The sequence below is a fragment of the Novosphingobium fluoreni genome, from assembly GCF_014196615.1.
In the GTDB taxonomy this organism is placed as follows: Bacteria; Pseudomonadota; Alphaproteobacteria; order Sphingomonadales; family Sphingomonadaceae; genus Novosphingobium; species Novosphingobium fluoreni.
Genome location: NZ_JACIDY010000005.1, coordinates 1 through 21,530, shown reverse-complemented (window position 1 = coordinate 21,530; position 21,530 = coordinate 1). Strand labels below are relative to the sequence as shown.

General features: G+C 64.7%; 22 protein-coding genes and 1 tRNA gene. 14 read left to right on the top strand and 9 right to left on the bottom strand.

Annotated features, from left to right (window positions below):
- Window positions 1-2: 2 nt before the first annotated feature.
- Both GGR39_RS10780 and ykgO read right to left on the bottom strand, forming a co-directional pair.
- Window positions 3-554, bottom strand: a complete 552-nt coding sequence (locus tag GGR39_RS10780) for an HAD-IA family hydrolase (protein WP_183617362.1) — start codon at window positions 552-554, stop codon at window positions 3-5.
- Window positions 555-737: 183 nt separating this feature from the next.
- A complete protein-coding gene (ykgO, locus tag GGR39_RS10775) occupies window positions 738-863 on the bottom strand; it encodes a type B 50S ribosomal protein L36 (protein WP_003046794.1) in 126 nt (41 codons plus the stop codon).
- Between the two features lie 208 nt (window positions 864-1,071).
- On the opposite strand from ykgO, the gene GGR39_RS10770 reads away from it, so the two are divergent.
- Entirely contained in the window at window positions 1,072-1,677 is a 606-nt protein-coding gene (locus tag GGR39_RS10770; protein ID WP_183617147.1) for a DUF4136 domain-containing protein, read from the top strand.
- Window positions 1,674-2,846, top strand: a complete 1,173-nt coding sequence (locus GGR39_RS10765; protein ID WP_183617146.1) for a M14 family metallopeptidase — start codon at window positions 1,674-1,676, stop codon at window positions 2,844-2,846. Before GGR39_RS10770 ends, GGR39_RS10765 begins: the two co-directional genes overlap by 4 nt.
- A gap of 61 nt (window positions 2,847-2,907) precedes the next feature.
- On the opposite strand, the gene GGR39_RS10760 is transcribed toward GGR39_RS10765, so the two are convergent.
- From GGR39_RS10760 to GGR39_RS10745, 4 genes are all read right to left on the bottom strand, one after another.
- Entirely contained in the window at window positions 2,908-3,678 is a 771-nt protein-coding gene (locus GGR39_RS10760; RefSeq protein ID WP_183617145.1) for a hypothetical protein, read from the bottom strand.
- Window positions 3,679-3,774: 96 nt separating this feature from the next.
- A complete protein-coding gene (locus GGR39_RS10755; RefSeq protein ID WP_183617144.1) occupies window positions 3,775-4,200 on the bottom strand; it encodes a cytidine deaminase in 426 nt (141 codons plus the stop codon).
- Window positions 4,197-4,859: a glycoside hydrolase family 25 protein gene (locus GGR39_RS10750; RefSeq protein WP_343055872.1), complete on the bottom strand. Its 663-nt coding sequence runs from the start codon at window positions 4,857-4,859 to the stop codon at window positions 4,197-4,199. The genes GGR39_RS10755 and GGR39_RS10750 overlap by 4 nt, the downstream gene beginning before the upstream one ends.
- A gap of 69 nt (window positions 4,860-4,928) precedes the next feature.
- A complete protein-coding gene (locus GGR39_RS10745) occupies window positions 4,929-5,411 on the bottom strand; it encodes a UPF0262 family protein (protein ID WP_183617142.1) in 483 nt (160 codons plus the stop codon).
- A 143-nt stretch (window positions 5,412-5,554) separates the two neighbouring features.
- Between GGR39_RS10745 and GGR39_RS10740 the strand changes: the two genes are divergently transcribed.
- Window positions 5,555-7,066, top strand: a complete 1,512-nt coding sequence (locus tag GGR39_RS10740) for a replicative DNA helicase (RefSeq protein ID WP_183617141.1) — start codon at window positions 5,555-5,557, stop codon at window positions 7,064-7,066.
- Between the two features lie 3 nt (window positions 7,067-7,069).
- Here GGR39_RS10740 and GGR39_RS10735 read toward each other — a convergent pair whose 3' ends face one another.
- Window positions 7,070-7,462, bottom strand: a complete 393-nt coding sequence (locus GGR39_RS10735; RefSeq protein WP_183617140.1) for an acyl-CoA thioesterase — start codon at window positions 7,460-7,462, stop codon at window positions 7,070-7,072.
- Window positions 7,463-7,705: 243 nt separating this feature from the next.
- Window positions 7,706-9,796 (bottom strand): S9 family peptidase, encoded by a 2,091-nt coding sequence (locus GGR39_RS10730; RefSeq protein WP_183617139.1) that lies wholly within the window; start codon window positions 9,794-9,796, stop codon window positions 7,706-7,708.
- 169 nt (window positions 9,797-9,965) lie between these two features.
- On the opposite strand from GGR39_RS10730, the gene GGR39_RS10725 reads away from it, so the two are divergent.
- From GGR39_RS10725 to GGR39_RS10705, 5 genes are all read left to right on the top strand, one after another.
- Window positions 9,966-11,795, top strand: coding sequence for an aminopeptidase P family protein (locus GGR39_RS10725; RefSeq protein WP_183617138.1), 1,830 nt, complete (start codon window positions 9,966-9,968; stop codon window positions 11,793-11,795).
- Window positions 11,795-12,268 carry a cupin gene (locus tag GGR39_RS10720; protein ID WP_246388635.1) on the top strand — a complete coding sequence of 158 codons (474 nt, stop codon included), beginning with the start codon at window positions 11,795-11,797 and terminating at the stop codon, window positions 12,266-12,268. The genes GGR39_RS10725 and GGR39_RS10720 overlap by 1 nt, the downstream gene beginning before the upstream one ends.
- 125 nt (window positions 12,269-12,393) lie before the next feature.
- Window positions 12,394-12,936 (top strand): EF-hand domain-containing protein, encoded by a 543-nt coding sequence (locus tag GGR39_RS10715; protein ID WP_183617137.1) that lies wholly within the window; start codon window positions 12,394-12,396, stop codon window positions 12,934-12,936.
- 18 nt (window positions 12,937-12,954) lie between these two features.
- Window positions 12,955-13,689: a response regulator gene (locus tag GGR39_RS10710; RefSeq protein WP_183617136.1), complete on the top strand. Its 735-nt coding sequence runs from the start codon at window positions 12,955-12,957 to the stop codon at window positions 13,687-13,689.
- 32 nt (window positions 13,690-13,721) lie between these two features.
- A complete protein-coding gene (locus GGR39_RS10705) occupies window positions 13,722-15,104 on the top strand; it encodes a sensor histidine kinase (RefSeq protein WP_183617361.1) in 1,383 nt (460 codons plus the stop codon).
- A 136-nt stretch (window positions 15,105-15,240) separates the two neighbouring features.
- Here the strand turns inward: GGR39_RS10705 and GGR39_RS10700 are convergent, their stop codons facing one another.
- Entirely contained in the window at window positions 15,241-16,839 is a 1,599-nt protein-coding gene (locus tag GGR39_RS10700) for a helicase HerA-like domain-containing protein (protein WP_183617135.1), read from the bottom strand.
- Between the two features lie 167 nt (window positions 16,840-17,006).
- Here GGR39_RS10700 and pabB point away from each other — a divergent pair, with 167 nt between their 5' ends.
- The 6 genes from pabB to GGR39_RS17545 all read left to right on the top strand — a co-directional run.
- The gene (gene pabB, locus GGR39_RS10695; protein ID WP_246388654.1) at window positions 17,007-18,845 is read left to right on the top strand and encodes an aminodeoxychorismate synthase component I; all 1,839 of its coding nucleotides are present in this window, start codon (window positions 17,007-17,009) and stop codon (window positions 18,843-18,845) included.
- Window positions 18,845-20,011: a pyridoxal phosphate-dependent aminotransferase gene (locus GGR39_RS10690; protein WP_183617134.1), complete on the top strand. Its 1,167-nt coding sequence runs from the start codon at window positions 18,845-18,847 to the stop codon at window positions 20,009-20,011. The genes pabB and GGR39_RS10690 overlap by 1 nt, the downstream gene beginning before the upstream one ends.
- Window positions 20,008-20,691: an RluA family pseudouridine synthase gene (locus GGR39_RS10685; protein ID WP_183617133.1), complete on the top strand. Its 684-nt coding sequence runs from the start codon at window positions 20,008-20,010 to the stop codon at window positions 20,689-20,691. The genes GGR39_RS10690 and GGR39_RS10685 overlap by 4 nt, the downstream gene beginning before the upstream one ends.
- Window positions 20,684-21,094 (top strand): alternative ribosome rescue aminoacyl-tRNA hydrolase ArfB, encoded by a 411-nt coding sequence (arfB, locus tag GGR39_RS10680; protein WP_183617132.1) that lies wholly within the window; start codon window positions 20,684-20,686, stop codon window positions 21,092-21,094. The genes GGR39_RS10685 and arfB overlap by 8 nt, the downstream gene beginning before the upstream one ends.
- Before the next feature lie 62 nt (window positions 21,095-21,156).
- A tRNA-Gly gene (locus GGR39_RS10675) sits at window positions 21,157-21,230 on the top strand.
- Window positions 21,231-21,304: 74 nt separating this feature from the next.
- Window positions 21,305-21,530 (top strand): DUF6538 domain-containing protein (locus tag GGR39_RS17545; RefSeq protein WP_425490596.1); only part of this gene is annotated, 226 nt, incomplete at its 3' end.

Sequence of the window (21,530 nt, the reverse complement as noted above, 5' to 3'; positions counted from 1 at the left end):
ACCTAGAGAAGGCCGCGCTGGAGTAAGTCCTGCTCCAGCGTGGCGACATCGTTGAAGTGATGCACCTGCCAGTTCAAGGCCCGCGCAGCCGCGATGTTCGCGGCGTTGTCATCGATGAACAGCATCTCCGGCGGAGCGAATCCGAACCGCCGTGCCGCCATGTCAAAAATGCGCCGGTCGGGCTTGGCGATCTTCTCATCACCAGAAACCACGATATCGCGGAAGTGCTTGAAATGCGGTTGCGTGGGCAGAAACTCGGCCCAGAACACGCTGGCGAAATTGGTGATCGCGTAAAGCGGCACATCCCGTTCGCCCAGACGGTTCAGCAGTTCGGTGGAGCCGATCACGGGCCCGGGAATGGTTTCCAGAAAGCGCGTGGCGTAGGCATCGATCAGCGCGGCTTCCTGCGGGAACAGCGCTTTGCGCTCCGTCACCATTTCCGCCAGGTCCCGGCCGGCGTCATGCTGAAAATGCCATTCCTCGGTCACCACGGTGGCCAGGAACCAATCCAGCCGCTGGGGATCGGCGATCAGCTTGCCGAACAGGCAGCGCATGTCCCATTCCACCAGCACCCGGCCCACATCAAAGACGATCGCCTCGACCGGATGGTGCGTAGCGTGCGGCTCCCGCGCGGATGGCTTTGCTTCAGACACGACAAAAGCCCCCGCAGTGGCGGGGGCCCTCAACGGCGCTTGTCCCGCCGAATGACGGCGCTCCCCGAAGGGAGCGCGTCGAAATCAGCCCTGACGCGCCTTGAAGCGGCGGTTGGTCTTGTTGATCACATAAGTCCGGCCGCGACGGCGGATCACGCGGTTGTCCCGGTGGCGGTCCTTCAGCGACTTCAGGCTGTTGCGGATCTTCATGTCAGTTCTCTCGTGATTCGCTATTGTGGCGGTTCCCGACCGCCGGAAAATCGAAGCCGCGCCGTTAAGGGCCCCGCCCATCGAAGTCAAGCCAGCGCACGCCGGTGAGATGATCTCCGTGCACTCTTGCAACCTGAGGTGCGAATCCACAAATCCAGGGAACTCAGGGGCCCTATTCAAAAGTCCCGTCCGATCCGGAGACGATGCGATGAAGCCTTTCGCCCGCGCGCTGATCCCCGCCCTGGCCGCCGGGGCGCTGCTGCAAGGCTGCGCAACTCCGGTCGGCCCGGTCGAGGTTACCCGCTTCCACTTGCCGGACACCGCGATGCTGGGTCGCGGAGTGATCCGTGTCGACCCGGCCCCTGGCCAGGATGGTGCCGGGATCGAGTATCGCACGTACGCCGCCGCCATTGCCCGGGAATTGACCCGTCTAGGCTATGCCGAAGCCGTGCCGGGCGGTCCCGCGCCCAGCCAGATCGCGGTGCTGAGCGTCGATCGCGAGACACTGGCCCCCCAACGCAGAGGCAGTCCGGTTTCGGTGGGCGTAGGCGGCGGCACCGGCTCTTTCGGGTCTGGCGTGGGCCTGGGCCTTGGCATCAACCTTTCCGGTCCGCCACCCGCGCAAGTCAACACGCGCCTCAGCGTGGCTATCCGCGATCGCGTGAGCAATCAGAACTTGTGGGAAGGCCGCGCGCAATTCGGCGTCAGCGCCAAGGCACCTCTGGCACAAACGTCGCTTGGCGCGGCCAAGATGGCGCAGGCCTTGTTCAAAAGTTTCCCTGGAAACTCAGGCGAAACGATCATCGTCCCATGAGTGACATTGCGATCACCTCCGCCTTCGATTCGGGCAATATCGAAGTCCGTTCGATCTTCGGGGACGAGGCTCTCCTGAAAATTCGGCCGGATCAGGATTCCAGTTTCCTGCAGTGGTTCCACTTTCGCGTTTCCGGCGCACGCGGACGGGCCCTGACCTTGCAGATTACCGGCCTCAACGGTTCTGCCTACCCGATGGGGTGGCCGGGCTATCGCGCGCGTGTTTCGGAAGACCGCCGGTTCTGGGGCCTCGCCGATTGCGCGTGGGACGAAAGCCTTGAGGGTGGCACGTTGACGATCCGCTATACGCCCACCAGCGACGTAGCCTGGTTCGCCTATTTCGCGCCCTACTCGATGGAGCGGCATCACGATCTTGTTTCACGAATCGCCTCCGCTCCGGGCGTTTCGTACCGCGCCCTGGGCCAGACGCTGGACGGCAGATCGCTCGATTGCCTGGAGGTGGGCGATGGTCCGCTGCAAGTGTGGCTCTACGCCCGGCAGCACCCGGGCGAATCGATGGCCGAATGGTGGATGGAAGGCGCGCTGGAATTGCTGGCCGATCCCGCCAATTCCGTCGCGCGCGAATTACGCCGCCGCTGTCGAGTGCATCTGGTGCCCAATGCCAATCCCGATGGTTCGGCGCGCGGGCACCTGCGCACCAACGCTGCCGGCGTGAACCTCAATCGTGAGTGGCAGGATCCCAGTGCCGAACGCTCTCCCGAGGTGCTCGCGCTACGCACAGCGATGGACGAGACCGGGGTCGATTTCGCCATGGATGTTCATGGGGACGAGGCTATCCCCGCGGTGTTCATGGCCGGGTTCGATGGCATTCCCTCGCTTCGTCCAGAGCAGGCGGAAGGCTACCGGCGTTTCATCGCGATCCTGGAGCGGCGCACGCCCGATTTCCAGACGCAGCGCGGATACCCCGTTGCGCCACCTGGCAAGAGCAACCTGACGATGTCCACCAACCAGCTGGCCGAGCGCTTCTCGGGCCGGGGATGCGTGGCGATGACCTTGGAGATGCCGTTCAAGGATCACGATGACGCGCCGGACCCGCGCCAGGCATGGAGCCCCGAGCGATCGGCGCAATTGGGCCGGGATTGCATGGCGGCGCTGCTGGAATGGCTGGAGGGCCGCGACAGCGTTGGGCACGTGGCGGATTATCCCTGAAAGTGCCACGCCGGCCTCCGTTCGGGTGTGGCTGCGGTAAGGACAGGACGCTCCGCGCGTCTTAGCCCGCCTTGTTCACCGTGTAGTCGATCCTGATTCGCACCCAGGCCCCCACTTGCGGTTTGTCGTCGATCCGGGGCGGACGCACCAGGAATTGCCAGGCAGCGTTCTGCACGGCCCGTCCAAACCCTGAGCCGCGCGGCGATTCGCCCAGGATCTGGCAGTTGTCCACGTGGTAGCGATCGATCGTTTGGCAAGCGATCAGACCCCAGCCTTCCAGCCCGCCCTTCTGCGGCATGTACGTCGCCAATTCGGCATCGGTGGGGCGGCGATACCAGTCAGCATCGTACAAGGTGACCCCTCCCGGCCCCTCACCCGGACCTTGGGCCAAGCGGGAATCGTTGCCGCGGCCATCATTGGTCGATCCCTTTGTACGGCCTTTCATTTTGCCGATATCGGATGCTGCCATGTCGGCGCGTGACAGCTTGATAAGGCCGGGAATGCCGTCGTCCGCATCCGGGCTTTCGACATGCTTCTGAATCGGGATCAGCGGCTTGGGTCGGCTGACGGGGCGCTCTTGCGCCTTGGTGACGACTTGCGGAGACTTCGGCCTGGGCTGACTGGTCTTTGCTGCCTTCTTGGGATCGTTCGATGCCACGTCGAACGAGACGGTCCGGCTGTTAGGTACGAAGGCCGGCGGGGCCACCGCCTGGTAGATCGCCAGCAGCACCACGATGACGATAATGCCGATCGACAGCGTAGCCGAAACCGCTCGCTCGCGCGGGGAGCCGGGCTGGTAACCGGTTGAGAGCCGATAGCTATCCACGTCCATCGGGCGCGGCGCTAGCGGGGAAGCGTGCGTGCGGCAATCGCACGATGATGGCGGCGACATTTCGTGACAAACTCAGCCACGGCCGGGCAGCGTCGATCAGAGCAGATTCTTGGGTCCGAATGCGTGCGGCAGGAGAGCCCCCAGCGTCGTCTCGATCACCTCATCCCCATCGCACCATACGATCGGATCGGTATCGCCAAGCTGGGCCACTTCGTTCAGCATCTGCCTGCAGCGACCACAAGGCGTGACGGTGGGGCCCCGCCCCGACCGCCCCGGCTCTCCCCCCGTAACCGCAAGCGCGACAAGTTGGCGCGATCCCGTACCGCTCAGCACCTTGCCCACCGCCACCGTTTCGGCACACAGCGACAGGCCGTAGCTGGCGTTCTCCACATTCGAGCCCGTCACGATCGAACCGTCCGCAAACAGCAGCGCCGCGCCCACATGGAACTTGGAATACGGCGCATAAGCCAGCCCCGCCGCCTCTCGCGCCAGGGCCAGCAGTTCCTCTTTCCGCTCGATCATCGCTGCACCACCACCCATCGCAAACCCTGATCGGACAGTTCGTTGGCCAGCGCCGAATTCGCCGTCCACATCGTCCAGGGGCGGCCAGCATAGTCGGGCTGCACGCGGTCCTCCACCAGCCAAAGATTGCGGTCCAGCTTGCGCGCCACACCGTAGCGAGCCTCGAACCCGCGCGTGATCTTGAGTACGGTGGGCTTGCCGGTATGAGTCTCCACCTGGTTCAGGAAGGTCATCAGCTCGCTTTCGACCTTGGCGTCGGTCACCGTCATCGGGCAGCCGTCCGCCAGCATGTCCAGTTCCACCGCAGGGGGCAGCAGCGAAGGGTCGCGCGGCACCGTCGTTACGAAATTCGCGGCCTGCTTGTCCGCCGGCTGGCACGGATCATAGCGGTGCACCGCGCCCACCTGCATTCCGGCGGCGCGCGCCTTCTCGAAGTTCAACACGAAATCGGGATCGCGGGCGAACACGCTGACGCTGGCATCGATATAGGCAAAGTCCGCCCCGATCGCCTTGAGCGATGTGAAGCGAACATCGCCGTCCGCCGCGCCGATCTCCACGCCCTGCATGGGAAATGCTGAGCGCGCGGGCATCCAGTGATGCAGATGCCACCAGGCCCAGCCCCCGCCGATCAGCACGAGCAGGAGCAGCCCCGCCAGCACGCGGGGCAACAGCCCTCCCCTTGCGCGACCGGCGCGCCGTTTTGGCTTTTTCGCCATACGTGTTCCCCCTCAGGCCCTGATATGCAGGACGCAGATGAGGGTGAACAGCCGCCGCGCGGTGGGAAAATCGGTATCGATCTTGCCCTCCAACCGCTCCAGCAGCAGTTCGGCCGCCTGATTGTGGATGCCTCGCCGGGCCATGTCGATCGTCTCGATCTCCAGCGGCGTCGCCTTGCGGATTGCTTGGTAATAGCTTTCGCAGACCGCGAAGTAGTCCCGGATCGGGCGGCGGAATCGCGCCATGCCCAGAATCAGCGATTCGAGTTCCTCGCCCGCCGCGCCCGAAACCTCCATCACCAGCCGCCCGTCTCGGACGGACAGCCGCAGGCGATAGGGCCCGTGATGCCCCGCCTCGAACGAGCGGATCGGCTTGAAAGTGTTATCCTCGATCAGGTCGAACATCGCCACCTGGCGTTCCTGCTCGATATCCGAATTGCGCCACAGGATGGTCGCATCGTCTAGCTCGATATGGGAAATGCGCAGGTCCGGCATCGCCGCGCCTTACGCTTTTGTGGCAGATTGGCCAAGCGGATCGCTGGCATCCCCGTATCGCGCCGCAGTCCACAAGCTGTGGAATAATAAGCTCGGCAAAGCCGCTTGCCGCCTGCCCGTGTCAGGTTCAAAATCGGCGGCTTATGGCAACGGCACCTTCTCTCATCCGCGATGCGGACGTCCCGGCGATTCGCGCGCTACCTTCCAACGTGGAGGCCGAAGCGGCGTTCCTGGGCGCTGTCCTGATCGACAATCGCGTGATCGAGGAACTGCAGATCCAGCTGACCCCGCGCCACTTCTTCGAACCGGTGCATGCCCGCATCTACGAGCGAATCATGCAGCTGCTCGATCGCAAGGCCGTTGTCACCCCAGTCACGCTGCGGCCCTATTTCGATGCGGACGAATCGCTGAAAGAGCTGGGCGGCGTGGCCTACCTCGCGCGGCTGACGGCGGACGGGCAAGGCTTGCTGGCCCCGCGCGAACTGGCGGAGCAGATCTATGATCTGGCGCTGCTGCGCGAACTCGTCTCGGTGGGGCGCGGCCTGGTCGAAGGGGCGATGGACACGTCCGAATCGGTCGAGCCGATGCAGCAGATCGAGCAGGCCGAAGCCTCGCTCTACAAAGTGGCCGAAGGCGCGGCGGGCGCGAACGAGGCCAAGAATTTCGGCGCGGCCACCCGCGTGGCGATCGCGTCGATCGAGAAGGCGTTCAATTCGGGCGGCCACATCTCGGGCAAGACCACCGGCCTCAATTCGGTGAACGAGAAGATCGGCGGCCTGCACGATTCCGACTTGATCATCCTCGCCGGTCGCCCCGGCATGGGCAAGACCTCGCTCGCCACCAACATCGCCTTCAACGCCGCCGACCGCCTGCGCCGCGATATCGCCGACGGCATCCCGATCGAGCAGTCGGTGGGTGCGGCCTGCGCCTTTTTCAGCCTGGAAATGAGCGCGGACCAGCTGGCCACGCGTATTCTGGCGGAGCAATCCGGCATCAGTTCCGAAGCGCTGCGCATGGGCAAGATCAGCCGTGAGGACTTTCAGCAGCTGTCCTTCGCCAGCCAGCGCTTGGCCGAGCTGCCCCTGTTCATCGACGATACGCCGGCCCTCACCATCGCCGCGCTGCGCACCCGCTCGCGGCGGCTCAAGCGGCGGCACAACATCGGGCTGATCGTGGTCGACTACTTGCAGCTGCTGCAGGGCACGGGCCGCGCCAACGACAACCGCGTGAACGAAATTTCCGAAATCTCGCGCGGCCTCAAGACCCTGGCCAAGGAACTGCAGCTGCCGGTGATCGCCCTGTCGCAGCTGAGCCGCGCGGTGGAGCAGCGCGAGGACAAGCGGCCGATGCTGTCCGACCTTCGCGAATCCGGCTCGATCGAGCAGGACGCCGACATGGTCTGGTTCGTCTATCGCGAAGATTATTACGTCAAGGCGACCGAACCCAAGTACCCGACCGAAACCGATCCACCGGACGTCCATACCAAGTGGGAAGCCTGGCGCGAAAAGATGGAGCAGGTGACGGGTCTATCGGAACTGCTGATCGCCAAGCAGCGTCACGGCGCGACGGGCAAGGTGCGCATGCGTTTCGAGGCGCGGATCACCCGGTTCTCCGATCTTGCCGACGATTCGATGGCGCACGCCTACGACGATTGAGGGTCACCCCAGGAAGCGGGCGGAGACATCCTTCGGCACGCGCATCACCCGCTCCGTCGCCAGGTCCAGCATAGCCCATTGCGTTCGCGCCTTGACGATCACTTTGCCGGCGGCATTGCGGAACTCATACCGGCGTTCGAAGCGCGCGCCCTCGGGCGGGGCTTCGACCCAGGTGGTCGCCTCAGTGCTTTCGCCTTCGCGGATATTGCCACGATAATCGATCTCGTGGCGCACCACGAGCCAGACGTAAGCGGCCTGGTGCTCTGGGGCGGCAACGGCTTCCCAATGCGCCGTGGCCAGTGCCTCCATCCATTGCACCCAGACCGCATTGTTGACGTGGCCCATCCGGTCGATGTGATCGGGCTGGGCGGTGAAGGAGAGGGTGAACGAACTCATCCAAGCCTCCGTTCGTATCGAGCGAAGTCGAGATTCGAGAGCGCTGCACCGGCGTGTCTCGACTTCGCTCGACACGAACGGGAGGGTGGCGTGAGGCTCTCCCCTCCCGCCTGCGGGAGGGGCTGGGGGAGGGCTTGTCGCCCTTGCCGCGAAACTGTTGCTGCGGGCAGAAAGAACAGGCCCTCCCCCGGCCCCTCCCGCAGGCGGAGGGGAGTTCAAGGACAGCCTTGCTCCGCTGGCTGATCAGCTTTCCACTCCCAGCTGCCACAGGATGAAGGCGAACTCTTCCGCCGTCTCGTGCAGGCTTTCGAACCGGCCCGACTTGCCGCCATGTCCTGCGCCCATGTTGGTCTTCAGGATCAGTTCGTTGTCGTCGGTCTTCAACTCGCGCAGGCGGGCCACCCACTTGGCGGGCTCCCAATAAGTCACGCGCGGGTCATTCAGGCCGGCGGTGACCATGATCGGCGGATAGGCCTGTGCCGAAACCTGATCATAAGGGCTGTAGCTGCGGATCAGCTCGAAGGCTGCCTGGTCCTCAATGGGATTGCCCCATTCCGGCCATTCGCCGGGTGTCAGCGGCAGCGAGGCGTCCAGCATCGTCGCCAGCACGTCAACGAAAGGAACATGCGCCACGACCGCACCAAACAAGTGCGGGTCTGAGTTGACCACAGCACCCATCAGTTCGCCACCTGCCGAACCGCCGGAGATGCTGATCTTCCCCTCTGCGGTATAGCCGCGTTCCACCAGCCCCTTCGCGACATCGACGAAATCGTTGAAGGTGTTAGTGCGCCGCTCCAGCTTGCCCGCCTTGTACCAGGCGCGACCCAGGTCGTCGCCGCCACGGATATGTGCGATGGCGTACGCGAACCCGCGATCGACCAGGCTGAGCCGCGCGGTGGAGAAGCCGGGATCGATCGAGATACCGTAAGCGCCGTAGCCGTACAAGTGCAGCGGCCCGCCATCTGCACGGTCCTTGCGCATCACCACGCTGACCGGGATCTTCGTTCCATCCCGTGCCTCGATCTCCAGCCGCTCGGTCTTGTAGAGGCTTTCGTCGTAGCCTGAGGGGATCTGCTGGACCTTCAGCGTCTCCAGCCGACCATCGGCGACGTGATAGTCAAACACGGTGGCCGGGCTGACCATCGATTCGTAGGAGATGCGCAGGCGATCCATGTCCCATTCGGGATTGTCGCCCAGCCCCGCCGAATAGCTCGCCTCCGGGAAGGCGATCGGCTGGAATTCCTCTTCCTCGTACCAATGCAGCTCGATCTTATCGAGCCCGGCACGGCGGCCTTCGATCACGAAGAAGTCCTTGAACAGGTCGACGCCCGTCAGGTAGAATTCGTCCGACCCCTCGATCAAGGTGGTCCACTCGCCCGGATTGTCGAGCGGGGCGGTGGCGAGGCGGAAGTTCTCGTGCGTGTCGTTGGTGTGGATGTAGAGCACGCCCTCGCGCTCATCGACGTCGTATTCCACGCCCTTCTGGCGCGGCTTGACTAGAATCTGCTCGCCCAGCGGATCGGCGGCGCGGACGAGGCGGATCTCGCTGGTTTCATGATCGCTGGTGCCGATGATCAGCCACTGCTCATTGGCGGACAGCGAGGAGCCGACACGAAAGCCCTCGTCGTCTTCGTGATACAGCTCCACGTCCTCGGACGTAGGTGTGCCCAGCTTGTGCAGGCGGGCATTGTCGGTGCGCCACTGCTCGTTCGCCAGCGAATAGACCAGCGCCGTATCATCGGCGACCCAGACCAGACTGGAAAGCGTGCCGGGAATTTCATCAGGCAGAAGTTCGCCCGTTTCCAGCACTTTCACACGCGCGATGAACCGCTCCGAGCCATTGTCGTCGATCGAGTAGGCGAGCCGATCGCCCTTGTTGCTGACCGCGATCGCGCCCAGGCGGAAGTACTCCTTGCCTTCTGCCAGCGCCACTTCGTCCAGCAGCAGTTCGTCCTCGCTGCCATCATCCGCCGCATCGACCGGGCGACGCCACCACTTCTTGTATTCCGCGCCTTCCTCAAACTCGATCCAATAGAGCCAGTCGCCATCCTTCTGCGGCACCGACTTGTCGGCCTCCTTGATGCGGCCGCGCATTTCCTGGAACAGCGTATCGATCAGCGGCTTGCGATCGGCCATCCGGCTTTCGAACCAGGCGTTCTCCGCCTCCAGATGAGCCAGCACTTCCTTGTCGGTCACTTCGGGGTAGCCGGGGTCACGCAACCAGGCATAGTCATCGCCGACATCGATGCCGTGATGGGTGATGACTTGCGGCTTCTTGACCGCTTTCGGAGGACCGGCCGGTGCGGTCGTACTGGAGTTTGCCATGCCGCGCATCTAAGGTGCTCGGCGCCGGCTTCCAAGGCGCTGCGCAAATCGTAAGATTATTTCAATAACGATAGGTTCGCCATTTCTCGGCGAAATCGTTGCCCACCATTTGCGGTACTTTCTCTTTTTAAAGCCGCGCAGTAATGGCGGGGCAGGATAGATCAATCGGACACTTGCCATGTTGATGAACACCCATGAGGCGCGCCTCGACGCGTTGCGCAAGGAACTTTCCAACCGTGGGCTGGACGGCTTCGTAGTGCCGATCTCGGACGAGCATATGAGCGAATATGTCGGCGCTTACGCGCAGCGCCTGGCGTGGCTCACCGGCTTCGGCGGTTCGGCGGGCACGGCGGTGATCCTGACCGATCCGGCGCATGATCCGGCAGCGGCGATGTTCGTGGATGGCCGCTACGTCCTGCAAGTGCGCGATCAGGTGGACGCGCGGTTCTATGCTTATGAGACCGTCCCGCAGACCAGCGTGGCGAAGTGGCTGGGACAGCACGCTCCCGCGGGCGCACGGATCGGCTACGATCCCTGGCTTCACGGCAAGGGCTGGGTCGCCGCCGCACGCAAGGCGCTGGCGGGCACTTGCGGCGAATTGGTGGCGGTGGAAAGCAATCCGATCGATGCGGTGTGGGAAGATCACCCTGTTCCCTCCCCCGCCCCCGCCGTGGTCCACGAAGAAACGTATGCCGGTGTCTCCAGCCAGGCCAAGCGCGAAGAGATTTCCGCGTGGTTGACCGAGCAGAAGCTGGACGCGACGGTGATCACCGCGCTCGATTCGATCGCCTGGCTGCTGAACATTCGCGGTGCCGACGTGGACCGCACGCCGGTCTCGCTGTCCTACGTGCTGGCGCATGCCGATGGCACGGCGGACTTGTTCATCGCCGAGGAGAAGGTGACGCCGGATCTGGCGCGCCATCTGGGCAACGCCGTGCGCATCCGCAAGCGCAGCGCCTTCGTGCCCGCGCTGCGCGATCTGGCGGGCAAGCGCATTGCCGTCGACCCGGAGCGTGCGGTGGAAGCGATCTTCGCCACGCTGGAACAAGCCGGGGCCGAGATCGTGGAAGCGCGCGATCCTGCCGTGTTGCCCAAGGCGATCAAGAATCCGGTGGAGCAGCAGGGCCACCGTGATGCCCAGGCCCGCGATGGCGCGGCGGTTTCCCGCTTCCTGCGCTGGCTGGAACAGAACGGCCCCTCCGGCACCGTGACAGAGATGTCCGCTGCCGATGCGTTGCAGGACTTCCGCCAGCAGAGCGGCGACCTGCGCGATCTGTCGTTCGACACGATCTCCGGCGCTGGGCCGAACGGCGCGATCATGCACTATCGCGTCAGCGAAGAGACCAATCGCACGCTGGAGCCTGGCAGCGTCTATCTGGTCGATTCGGGCGGTCAGTACCCGGACGGCACTACCGACATCACCCGCACCGTCTGGGTTGGCGGTGCGGGCGAACCCTCCGCCGAAGTGAAGGACCGCTTCACGCGCGTGATGAAGGGGCACATCGCCATTGCCCGCGCCGTCTTCCCGCGCGGCACGGCGGGGCATCAGCTCGATGTGCTGGCGCGCCAGTTCCTGTGGCAAGCGGGTTTGGATTACGCCCACGGCACCGGCCACGGCGTCGGCAGCTTCCTGGCGGTTCACGAAGGTCCGCAGCGCATCGCCAAGTCGGCGGGCGGCCAGGCGGGCACCGATCAGGAACTGGTGCCGGGCATGATCATCTCGAACGAGCCCGGCTATTACAAGGCGGGCGCGTTCGGCATCCGGCTGGAAAACCTCGTGCTGGTCGAACCCCGCCAGATTGATGGGGCCGAGGATGATTACATGGGCTTCGAAACGCTGACGCTGGTGCCGTTCGATGCCTCTTTGCTCGACCTCTCGCTGATGACACCGGACGATATCGCCTGGTGGAATGCGTATCATGCGCAAGTCCTGGCCGTGATCGGCCCGCGCCTGGAAGGCGAGGATCGCGCCTGGCTCGAAGCGCGCTGCCAGCCGATAGCGGGCTGATGGGCGCCATCGCACACGATCTTCGCACGCATCCCGCGCACCTCGGGCTGGGGGCGAAGGCCGTGGCACAACCGGCCTTCGCCGGGATGGCATGGTATGAAGCCTATGCGGCCCGCACGGCTACCGATGGCGCGGAAGGCCGCCTCGTCTCGCTCTACGATTTCACCGAGAGCTGGACCAGTTGGGAGATGCATCCCGCCGGGGACGAGATGGTGATCTGCGTGGCGGGCGAAATGACGCTGATCCAGGAAGCCGCTGATGGCAGCACTTCCTCACTGACTCTGACGGCGGGCCAATACGCGATCAATACGCCGGGCATGTGGCACACCGCTGATGTCGATGGACAGGCCACGGCCTTGTTCATCACCGCCGGCCAAGGCACGCAACATCGACCGCGACAGCGCGAAAGTCGGTCTTGCGGCTGGGTGAACCAGCCGCGGCGGATGATACAAATCATCACAAAGTGCTGTTAAACTGGCATAACTGCGCGACAAAAGGCCTCTAGAAGAGGACGCAGAAAGTCGCAGGACGCGTTTCCCCTCCCTTGGCGCGGACTGCGGCTTTCCCATTTTGATGGGCAGCAGTTTTGGAGATACAGATGAAAACCCTAACCCTCGGCATTTCGATGGCCGCACTCGTGCTGGGCGGCACCGCGATCGCCGCTCCGGCACAGGACCAAGCGCGCGAAGGCCGCGATCCCAATCGCGTGATGACCCGCGCCGAAGTGCAGGCCAAGTCGCAGGAGCGCTTTGCCCGCATGGATACCAATAAGGACGGCAAGCTAGATCGCACCGATTGGCAGGCCTTGCGCGAAACGCGCAAGGAAAAGCGGTTCGCGCGGCTGGATACCAACAACGACGGCCAGATCAGCAAGGCCGAATTCATGGCGGACAATGGCCCGATGAAGCAGGGTCGTGGTCATTGGGGCCATCGCCGTGGTGGTGGCATGATGGGCAAGATGGCCGGCGCGCAGGGCGATCGCTCGATCACGCAGGCCGATTTCACCGCCCGTGCCCTCCAGCGATTTGATGCTATGGACGCGAACAAGGATGGTCAGGTAACGCCGCAGGAGCGCGCCGCCGCGCATGAGCAGATGAAGGCCAAGTGGCAGCAGATGCGCGCGCAACGCGAACAAGGCTGAGGATAGAGCGGACCGGGAATGAACGATACCGCACCCCCCAAGGTGCTGCTCGTCGATGACGAGGCGGCCTTGCGTGAACCCCTGGCGGAGTACCTCACTCGCCAGGGGTTCCTCGTGACCGCGGCCGCCAGCGCAGCGGAAGCGCGCAGCCGTCTGAAGGAAGACAAGCCGCACATCGTCCTGCTCGACATCATGATGCCGGGCGAAGACGGCCTGTCGCTATGCCGGCACCTGGTGGAAAGCCGGGATATTCCGGTGATCTTCCTGACGGCGCGGGCCGAGGCGACCGATCGTATCGTCGGACTCGAAATCGGCGCGGACGATTATGTGACAAAGCCCTTCGAGCCGCGCGAACTTGTCGCCCGCATCCGCAGCGTCCTGCGCCGCGCCTCGCGCACCTCTGCGCCCACTGGCGAGAACGAACTGTTCGAATTCGAAAGCTGGTGCCTGGATCCGTTGAAGCGGCGGTTGACCGACAAGGACGGCGCGGTGGTCGCCATCTCCTCGGTCGAGTTCCGGCTGCTGCTGGCCTTCCTGGAGCATCCGCGCCAGGTTCTGGATCGCGATCGCCTACTCGACATGGTGCAGGGGCGCGAGGCTCACTTGTTCGACCGGGCGGTGGACAATCAGGTTAGTCGCCTGCGCCGCAAGATCGAGGTGGACAGCCGCAATCCGCAATTGATCCAGACGGTGTGGGGCGGCGGCTACATGCTGGCCGCAGACGTGAAGCGCGTAGCGGCGGACGCGGATTGAGGCTGCCCCGCCCCGGCAGCCTGATGGGGCAGATGCTGCTGGCGGTCGCGGCGGCGCTGCTGCTGGTTCAGGGATTGGGCGCGGCCTTGGTCTATCGCGCGCAGCGAGAGCGCTTCCAGGCCGAGACCATGAGCGCGCTGGCCTTCCGTCTGATCGCCAAGACGCGTGGGATGGAACGCGCGCCACGCCAGATGCGCATGGGGCCCGGCTTGTTCAGCGAACGGCTGCATCGCTACCCCGTGCAAGCGCGCGGACAAGCTCCGCTACTGCCGGGCGAGCATCGCGATCTGAGCGCGGAGGAGAAGCTTCGCGATATCCTGGCGACGCAGGACTTTCCCGTTACGGACGTAGTCGTGCTGCGCCGCCCGGTCGCGGCCGATCCGTTCGCCAGCGCGGCGCTTGCGCGGCGGGCCGCGAGGCTGGCGTTGCCGCGAGAGGTGATCGCCCATGCGCGGCGAGCCGATCTCTACATCGCCGGAGTGCGCGCGCCGCAGACGGGCGGCTGGATGATCGCTCGGGTGCGGGCACCGCCACTGGCGGATGCGCTGCTGCTGCCGCTGCTGCTGCAGACGCTGGCGATCTATGTCGTGCTGGTGGGTGTGGTCGCGCTGATCCTGCGCCGGATCACGCGTCCGCTGGACGCACTGACGCGACAGGTCGCGCGCTTCGCGGCGACGCAGGACCCCTCCGGACAAGTCACGCCGATGGGGCCGGAAGACATGCGCCGCCTGATCGTGGCGCTGAACGCCATGGAGTGGCGCATCGCCTCGCTCTTGGATGAAAAGGACGTGATGCTGGGGGCGATCGGGCATGACCTGAAGACGCCGCTGACCGCGTTGCGCGTCCGCATCGAATCCGTGGAGGATGATACCGAGCGCGCCCGCATGGCCGCCACGATCGAGGACATCGTGCGCACGCTGGATGACATCCTTTCGCTCGCGCGTGTCGGCCGCCCCAGCGATCCACTGGAGCGCACCGAGCTATCGGCGCTGGTCTCCGCCGTGGTCGAAGAGTTCGAGGATATGGGCGAAGCCGTGGAATTGGGCGATACCGAGCGCGCCGTGATGGAGCTTCGTCCCACATGGCTGCGCCGGGCGCTACGCAACCTGATCGGCAACGCCCTGCGCTATGGCCAAACCGCGCGCATTTCGCTGGCACGCGACAAGGATACGGCGGTGATCCGGATCGAGGATGACGGCCCCGGCATTCCCGAAGCCTCGATCGAAACGATGATGCAGCCGTTCATGCGCGGCGACCCTTCACGCAATACCGAAACCGGGGGCGCCGGGCTCGGCCTGGCCCTGGCACGCGCGATCGCCGATCAGCACGGTGGTGCTTTGCATCTGGCCAACCGCTTGGCGCGCAATGGCACGATAGACGGGCTGACGGCAGAGTTGCGCCTGCCGCTGGGGTGATGCCGACCCGGAGCTGCTCCGGGTGGAGGCAAGGTTGTTCTGATACGGCCGTTCATGTCGAGCGAAGTCGAGACACCTGTGCGCCAATCCATCGTGTCTCGACTTGGCTAGACACGAACGGGAAAGCGGGCCGCCCCTACCGCATCAGCCCGCCAATGAGATTGCGCGCAAACCGCCCCAGCCCGGGAATGCCGATCGCCTTTTCCAGCGTGTTGCCAATGGTCCCCGCCGCCGCGCTGGCGGCGGTGGCGCGGGGGCTGGCGCGGCTGGTCTTGCCCTGTATCGAGCTGGCCAGGATAGAACCCGCGCTGGCCGCCGCAGCCCCGACCGCCGCACGCGCCACTTTGCCGCCGATACCGTCCCACAAGCCGGGGCTCTTGCGCTCCTGCCGGGCGACCGCCTCTTCGCCCTTCTCCGCCACCTCCTGCGCGGTGGCGGCAGCGTCGGCCACCTTGGCCGCCAGCACCTCTTCGGCGCTTTCCCGATCCACCCGCTCGTCGTATTTCCCGGCAAACGGGCTGACCGACTGAATCACCGCGCGCTCCTTGGGCGTGATCGGCCCCAGGCGTGAGCGCGGCGGCGCGATCAGCGTGCGCTGCACGATGGACGGCGCACCATCCTCTTCCAGCGTGGAGACCAGCGCCTCACCCGTCTTCAGCTCGGTGATCGCCTGCTCGACATCGAGCTCGGGATTGATCCGAAAGGTCTCGGCAGCCGCCTTGATTGCCTTCTTGTCACGAGGGGTGAAGGCGCGCAGCGCGTGCTGCACGCGGTTGCCCAGCTGCCCGGCGATCTGTTCCGGCACGTCGATCGGGTTCTGCGTCACGAAATAGACGCCCACGCCCTTGGACCGGACCAGCCGCACGACCTGCTCGACCTTTTCCTGCAGCGCCTTGGGTGCATCGTCGAACAGCAGGTGCGCTTCGTCGAAGAAGAACACCAGACGCGGCTTCTCCGGATCGCCCACCTCGGGCAGCGTCTCAAACAATTCGGCCAGCAGCCACAGCAGGAACGTGGCGTAGAGCTTTGGGCTGCGCATCAGCTTGTCGGCCGCCAGCACGTTGATCATGCCGCGCCCCTGCTCGTCGCAGCGGATGAAGTCGTTGATTTCCAAAGCCGGCTCGCCGAAGAACTGGGCACCGCCCTGACTTTCCAGGCCGAGCAACTGGCGCTGGATCGTGCCGACGCTGGCCTTGGAGACGTTGCCGTACCTGGTGGTCAGCGTGGCGGCGTTTTCGGCCGTGTGGATCAACATCGCCTGCAGATCTTCCAGATCCAGCAGCAGCAGTCCCTGCTCGTCAGCATACCGAAAGACGATGTTCAGCACGCCCTCCTGCGTCTCGTTCAAGTCCAGCAAGCGCGCCAGCAGCAGCGGGCCCATTTCCGAGATCGTGGTTCGGATCGGATGGCCTTGTTCGCCGTACAAGTCCCAAAAAACCGCCGGATTGTCGGAATAGGCGTAGTCGGTAAGCCCGATTTCGGCGGCGCGCGCTTCCAGGATGGCGGCGTTCTTGAAGGTGGGGCTGCCCGGCATGGCGATGCCGGAAAGATCGCTTTTCACGTCGGCCAGGAACACCGGAACTCCGGCGGCGGAGAACTGCTCGGCGATGGTCTGCAAGGTCACCGTCTTGCCGGTGCCGGTCGCGCCCGCGACCAGGCCGTGCCGGTTCGCACGCGAAAGCCGCATTTCCTGCCGCTCGCCATTGCCGCCCAGCCCCAGAAAGATATCGGCCATCTGCGCGCTCCTTGTATTTCAACGAGCGACGATAAGCCGCAGTCGCGCCCTGTGCGAGAGGGATTTTGCCACGGCGCGCCGCGCCCGCTAAGGCACCTGCCGTGCCGACCGCCGATGCCCTTGATCCAGACCAACCCGCTCTGGACTATCCTGACGCGGACCGCCCGCTGGCCGCCGCGCCATTCGTGCTACTCGACGATGCGCGCCACGAAGGAGCCGCCGCCGCCCGGCTCTATCGTGATCCGGTGGCCGTCGTGACCGCGATGCGCCCTGCCGACGTGTTGCCCGCGCTCGCCCGGCTGGAAGCGCTTTCCCACCAAGGTCATCACCTGGCCGGAATGTTGACATACGAAGCCGGCTTGGCGCTGGAACCTCGCCTCGCGCCGCTCCTGCCCGCGCGATCGGGCCAGGCGCCGCTTCTGTGGTTTGGCGCGTTCGCGGGCTACACTTCCATCGCCGCAGCGGACATGCCCGCATGGCTTGAGCGCCGGCACAAGGGTCTTTTCGCCAGCATAGGCCCCCTTGAACCGCAAGTCTCGCCGGGGGCCTATCAACAGTCTTTCGCGCGATTGCAGCAGGCGATCACCGAGGGGGACATCTATCAGGCCAACCTGACGTTCCCGCTGGCCGGGCCATGGGCCGGAGATCCGCTGGCGCTTTACGCCGCGCTGCGGCCCAACGCGGCGGCGGGGCACGGGGGCATCGTGCATGACGGCGCGGATTGGTGGCTCAGCTTCTCGCCCGAACTGCTGTTCAGCCTGGCGGGCAAAGCAGTCCGAGTGCGCCCGATGAAAGGCACGCGGCCGCGCGGCGGGGATACGGCGGAGGACGAAGCCTTGCGCGCCGATCTGGCGGCTTCGCCCAAGGATCGCGCCGAAAACCTGATGATCGTGGACCTGATGCGCAACGATCTTTCCCGCGTGGCGCGCCCCGGCTCGGTTCGTGTGGAACAGCCGTTCGCCATCGAAAGCTATCCCACGGTGCATCAGATGGTTTCCACCGTCTGCGGCGAACTGCCGCCTGATCGGAATGCATTCGATCTGCTTAGGGCGCTGTTTCCCTGCGGTTCGATCACGGGCGCGCCCAAGATCCGGGCGATGGAACTGATCGCCGAGGTGGAGCGTGATCCCCGCCAGCTCTATTGTGGTAGTATCGGCCGGATCGATCCCTCTGGCGATGCGGCGTTCAATGTGGCAATCCGCACCCTTCGCCTGGAAACGGACGGCACGGGGGGCAACCAACCCGGCGGCCGAGCGGTTCTGGGCGTCGGCTCCGCAATCGTCGCGGATTCGCAAGCGCTTCCCGAATGGCGGGAGTGCCTGGTAAAAGGGGGCTTTGTGCGACAATCGGGAAGGAGCCCCACGGCAAGGCCAGCAACCGGACAAGTCGCCCGTTTCGATCTGATCGAAACCATGCGCTTCACACCGGAGAACGGCATTCCGCTGCTGGAACTGCATCTGGAACGGCTTCGCGGCAGTGCGGAAACGCTGGGCTTCTCGTTTGACCGCCATGCCCTGCGCAATGCCATCCAAGCCCTGTGCTTCGATGCCGACAAACCATCGCGCCTGCGCATCGTCGCTTCGCGCAGCGGGGCATTCGCGCTGGAACTGTCCGATATCCCGCCTCTCCTGCCGCAACCCGCGATCTGCGCGGTATTGCCTTTGCCGGTGGATGAGGGCGATTGGCGGTTGCGCCACAAGACCACCGACCGACGCTTTTACGAGGCGGGCCTGACCGTCGCGAAAGAGGCGGGCGCCGACGAAGCGCTGTTCCTGCGCGATGACGGCCACGTCACCGAAGGCTGCTTTACCAACATTTTCGTCGAACGTGACGGCGGCCTCCTCACTCCGCCGACGTCGCTCGGCCTGCTGCCGGGCGTGCTACGCCGGTCCTTGCTGGACGAAGGCCGCGCCGTCGAAGCCGCGCTGACCCTGGATGATCTGGCCCCCGGCTTCCTGATCGGCAACGCCCTGCGTGGCCTGATGCCTGCCCGGCTGCTTACCTGATGCAAACCTCCCTAGCTCTTCAGCGCATCGCGCCTTCGCAAACCACCGCCATGACAGACCGGGCCACCCGGCTACGCGAACAGGGGGTGGACATCATTTCGCTCTCTGTGGGTGAGCCGGACTTCGCCACCCCGCCGCATGTCATCGCCGCCGCCAAGGCCGCTTTGGATGCCGGGGAGACGCGCTACACCGCAGTGGGTGGCACCACTCGCCTGAAGCAGGCCGCCGCCCTCCACTTCGCGCGCGATCTGGGTATCGAGGTACCAACCTCGCAGATCACCGTCAGCGCCGGGGGCAAACAAGCGATCTTTCACGCGCTGCTGGCGACGATCAGCGAAGGCGAGGAAGCGATCGTGCCCGCGCCCTGGTGGGTCAGTTATCCTGAGATCGTGCGCTTCGCCGGGGGCAAGGTGGTGCCGCTGATCACGTCACCCGGCCGCGACTACCTGTTCACCGGCGCAGATCTGGAAGCACAGATTGGTCCGCGCACCCAGTGGCTGCTGTTGAACAGCCCCGGCAACCCGACCGGGGCATGGTACCCGCCTGAAATGCTGCGCAGCATTGGTGACGTGCTGCGCCGTCATCCGCGCGTGATGGTGCTGTCTGACGACATCTACGCACCGCTCAACTACACCGGGAAACCGCATGTTACGCTAGCCACGCAATGCCCCGATCTGGCGGATCGCATCCTAACGATCTCGGGCGTTTCCAAAAGCCACGCGATGACCGGATTTCGCATCGGCGTGGCTGCCGGCCCCGAATGGCTGATCCGTGCGATGGAGAAGCTGCAATCCCACTCATCCGGCAATCCCTGCTCGATCAGCCAAGCCGCGGCCGTCGCCGCGTTCGAAGGCCCGCAGGAATTTCTGGCCGACTGGCGCGAACGCTTTCGCACCCGCCGCGACAAGGTGGTCAGCGCGATCAACGCCATCCCCGGCCTCTCCACACCGGTTCCGCAAGGCGCTTTCTACTGCATGGTCGATGCTGCACCGCTGATGGATCGCTTCGGTGACGATGCTGCACTCGTGCTGCACCTGCTGGACCACGGCGTGGCGGTGGTCCCTGCTTCCGCATTCGGTGGCAGGGACGGCTTTCGCATCAGCTTTGCCGCCGATGAGGCAAGGCTGGATGAAGCCGTTCGCCGCATCGCGGAGGCGGTGGCATGAGCGTGCCCGCAATCCTGTTCGAGGATGGCGAGGCGCTTGTCATCGACAAGCCAGCGGGCTTGCCGCTCGATGCCCCCCGCACCGGTGGCCCCAGCCTGAACGATCAGCTGGAATACTTGCGCCTCAACTTCCAGCGTGATCCCGCGCCGGTTCATCGCCTGGACCGTGATACATCCGGTTGCCTCCTGCTGGCGCGCAATCCCAAAGCGCTCAAGCGCTTTGCCGCCGCGTTCGAAGCGCGAACGGTGGAGAAGGTTTATCTCGGCATCGTCGATGGCGTGATTGCGCAGGACGCGGGTACGATCGAACTGGCACTGTCCAAGGTCAGCACCATGAAGGATGGCTGGCGCATGATCCCGGCGCGCAAGGGAAAGCCCGCCATCACGCACTGGTGCAAGCTGGCCGAGCATGAGGGCCGTACCTTGGTCGAATTCCGCCCCGAAACCGGCCGTACGCACCAAATCCGCGTCCACGCCGCCAGTGGCCTTGGCGCGGCGCTGCTGGGCGACCCCGTTTACGGCGACGGCAACAATGCGGCACGCACCATGCTGCATGCCGCCGCCCTCACAGTTCCGCGCGATGGCAAGCCCCCGATCGTTGCGCAGGCCCCCTTTCCCGAGGATTTCGCCGCGCTTGGTTTTGCTGCACCCGATGCAGCGCAGCAAAACGACGATGGCTGATGAACTGATCGAGCGCGCCCAGTCGCTGGCGACCGAGAGCTTCCTCACAGCGTCGGGTCCCGGCGGCCAGAACGTCAACAAGGTGGCCACCGCCGTGCAGTTGCGCCTGGATATCTACGCCCTGCGCCTGTCGCCTCCCATCTTTGCAAGACTGAAAGAGCTGGCAGGCAGCCGGATGACTGCACGGGGCGAATTGGTGATCGCCGCTCGCCGCTTTCGCACGCAGGAAGCCAACCGCGCCGATGCCCGAGAGCGCCTGGCCGAGTTGCTGAAGGAGGCGCAGCAGCTGCCCGCGCAGCGTGCCAAGAGCCGCCTGAACCGCGTCGGCAAGGAACAGCGCATCAAGGGCAAAAAACTGCGCGGCTCCGTCAAAGCCGGTCGGGGCAAAGTCTCCTTCGACTGAACCGCAGTGCATCGTTTCCCCGTTGACCTTCCCCCCGCCCAATGCCAGTGAAGCGGCCGAACGCGGGTGTAGCTCAATGGTAGAGCTTTTGCTTCCCAAGCAAGTGACGAGGGTTCGATTCCCTTCACCCGCTCCAACACCGATCAACCTCATGATAACGAACAGAAATCTAGTTTCTGCGAGGCGGATTCGGATGCTTGGGTCACAACCGTGGGTCACAATGGTGCGCCCGGCTCTCCTGTAAGTCGCTCAAATCACAAAGAGAATTACCCTCAACAGTGGGTCACACGGTTGGGTCACAAACTGTCGCATCGCGGACTTTCCCGGCGTGGTTCGATCTACCAGTTCCGGGTGCGTGTTCCGGTCGACTTGCGAGATGCTGTCGGGCGCAGCCATGTGAAGCGATCACTTCGAACTGACTGCCTCTCATCGGCTG